The sequence below is a fragment of the Sandarakinorhabdus sp. genome (assembly GCF_031430775.1).
Classification (GTDB): Bacteria; Pseudomonadota; Alphaproteobacteria; order Sphingomonadales; family Sphingomonadaceae; genus Sandarakinorhabdus.
Genome location: NZ_JANPCD010000117.1, coordinates 1 through 2,878 on the forward strand (window position 1 = coordinate 1; position 2,878 = coordinate 2,878).

3 protein-coding genes are annotated in these 2,878 nt (G+C 62.9%); 1 reads left to right on the forward strand and 2 read right to left on the reverse strand.

All coding sequences use genetic code 11. The annotated features are described in order from the left end of the window. The coding region (locus tag RMQ73_RS07155) for a DUF2333 family protein (protein WP_310497403.1) at nt 1-289 on the forward strand (289 nt) is incomplete at its 5' end. 7 nt (nt 290-296) lie between these two features. On the opposite strand, the gene RMQ73_RS07160 is transcribed toward RMQ73_RS07155, so the two are convergent. Further along, entirely contained in the window at nt 297-1,520 is a 1,224-nt protein-coding gene (locus RMQ73_RS07160) for an ISL3 family transposase (RefSeq protein ID WP_310497404.1), read from the reverse strand. Nucleotides 1,521-1,618: 98 nt separating this feature from the next. Continuing rightward, nucleotides 1,619-2,878: dihydroorotase (locus RMQ73_RS07165; protein WP_310497405.1), on the reverse strand; the 1,260-nt coding region annotated here is incomplete at its 5' end.

Genomic DNA, 2,878 nt, shown 5'->3' on the forward strand with positions numbered 1-2,878 from the left:
CGTCGACAACGGCTTTTACGAGGCGCGGGGTTATTGCTGGGCCCTGAGCGCACAGCTCGCTGCGGTACGAACGGATTTTGCCCCGGTGCTGGCCGACCATCAGGCCGGCGATGTGCTGGCGCAGACTGTGCTGGCGCTCGACGGCACGCAGCAGCCGGTGCGCAGCCCGGTGATCCTCAACGGCAGCGAGTATGGCCTGCTCGCCAACCATTCGCTGGTGATGGCCGGCTACGTCACGCGGGCGCGTGCCGGCGTCATGCAGTTGCGGCAACAGCTGCTGCCGCAATAAAAAAGGTTCATCTCCCATTTCCGGGGAACGCCGCACGGATCTTGAGGAAGAAGTAGGCGTCATCGCGGTAGCCGTAAGCCATGCGCTTGATGACCTTGATCTTGTTGTTGATGCCTTCGATGAGGTTCGTACCCAGGGGCCACTGGCAGTGCGCCAAGATGCCCCTGAGATAAGGCTTGAGATTGCGGGCGAAGCGCTTGAGCGGCTCGATGCCGCTACGCATTGCACGTCGATACCATTGCCGCCAGAAGCGCAGGGCGTAGCCCTCGTGGCGGTAATCCCATAGCGCTTTCAGATCGTCTTTCAGGACGTAGACCGTGAACAAGGCGCGGTTGGCGGCCAGCAATTCATCGAGACGCACCTGATCGGCTGCCGCAACATTCTCGCGATTGCGCAGCAGCAACCAGCGTGAGCCCTTGACCAACTTGCGCGCCTCGCCATCGGCGCGAACCCGATTCGCCTCATCGACGCGCACGCGATCAATGACTTCTCGCCCGTATTTTGCGACGACGTGGAACAGGTCGTAGACGACGCGTGCCTTCGGGCACTGCGCTCGTACTTCCTCGGCAAAGGCGCCGTTCATGTCGATGACGCCGGCCTTGATGCGCGCGCGTCCCTCGCTGCCGAGCAACTCGAAGAATGGCCGGATATCCGCACGGCCATGGCCCCGACCGACCCAGAGCACGCGTTTGCGATGCGGCTCAACAATGACCGTGGCGTAGCGATGTCCCTTCTGGATTGCGAACTCATCCATGCCGATCACTTCCACGCCGGCTAAATCGATAGGACCGAGCTCACGCTCAAGGTGACGGCAGTCGATGGCCTTTACGGTCTTCCAGTTCAGCGCATAAAAATCGGCGACATGAAGGATCGACATGACCGAACAAAGCCGCGCCACATTGGCGGCCAGTCGCGTGGTGATACGGGCCCATGGCGCAAGCCATGGCAATCGTTCCAATCGCGGGCCGCATGTCGGGCAGGCCACGCGAGCGCGCGGCACAATCAGTTCAACAGGGTGCTCGAAGATCGGCAGGTCACGGACCCGGCGTTCCACCACGTCATGGATGGCGGAAACAGGGGCGCCACAACCGTCGCAACAGCGCGGAAGCCCGGGCTCCAGTTGAAGGCGAATGACGCACCAGCGAACGCCGGCGCGATCTTCCAGACAGTCATCCTCGACGCCATAACCTACCCAGCCTCCCAGCCGGGCAATACACTCTGATGGGGCCATCGGTATTCCTCTGTTAACTTGATGCTTCGCAACACCAAGATATCAGTGGTTATCGATGGCCCTACCTGTCTCCCCGCAGATGGGCGAAGAACCTTTTTTTATCGAGAGTGAAGCACCCTGTTGCCCAGCATCGTAAACATCACCCTGCCGTGCAGTTCCTCGCCGAGAAACGGCGTGTTGCGACCGGTTGAAACCATCGCGTCCGGGCCTTCGTCGCTGAGTATGTAGCGCGCCTGTGGATCAAAAAGGCAGAAATCTGCGCGCTCGTTGATGCGCAGGCTGCCGCCGGCAACGCCGAAGCAGGCCGCCGGCCGACTGGTGAGCGCGCCGATGGCCTGCGACAACGTCAACGCGCCTTCTTCCACCAGTCGCAGCGTCAGCGACAACAGGGTTTCGGTGCCGCTGATGCCGGGTCGGGCGCCGGGAAACGGTGCCTGCTTGTCTGAACGTTCGCACGGCTGGTGATCCGAGCAGATCGCATCGATGGTGCCGTCTGCGACCGCGCGTCGCAGTGCGTCGCGGTCGGCCAGCGACCGCAGCGGCGGTCGAACATGCGCCAGCGCGTTGAAGCCTTCGATCGCACTTTCAGTGAGCAGCAACTGATGCACGGCAACATCAGCCGTCACTTTCAAACCCTTGCGGCGTGCATCGGCAATCATTGCCACCGCGCCGGCCGTCGACAGTTGTGCGAAGTGCGCGCGCACGCCGGTGTGTGCAACCAGTTCAAGGTCGCGTGCAACGGCGACGGTTTCCGCCATCGCCGGAATACCCGGCAAGCCCAGCCGTGTGGCAACCGGTCCTTCGTGCGCACACCCGCCGGCGGCGAGATCTGCATCTTCCGGGTGAAACACTACGGCGAGATCGAAGGTCGCCGCGTATTCGAGTGCGCGCCGCAATACCTGGTTGCTCGCCATGGCGCGGCGGCGATTGCTGACCGCTACGCAGCCGGCCTGCTTGAGCGCGGCCATGTCGGCAAGTTGTTCGCCGGCGAGTCCCTGCGTCATTGCGCCGACCATCCACACCCAGCTGCGGCGCGCACTCGATGCCGTCTCGTGCATCTGGCGCACGACGGCGGTGGTGTCGGCAATCGGGAAAGTATCCGGTGGACAAACCACATGGGTGATGCCGCCGCTGGCGCTGGCGGCAAGCTCGCGGATCATGCCCTTGCTGTGTTCTGCGCCCGGCTTTTTCAGGCTGACGGAGGTGTCAATCAGGCCGGGCGACGCGACCAGTCCGCTGGCGTCGATTTCGCGTTCGGCCAAAAAACCGCTCGCTGCGTCGCCGATGGCGACCAGCTTGCCGTCGAGTACGTAAAGGTCGGCGATCGTATCGAGTTGCTGCGACGGATCGACGACGCG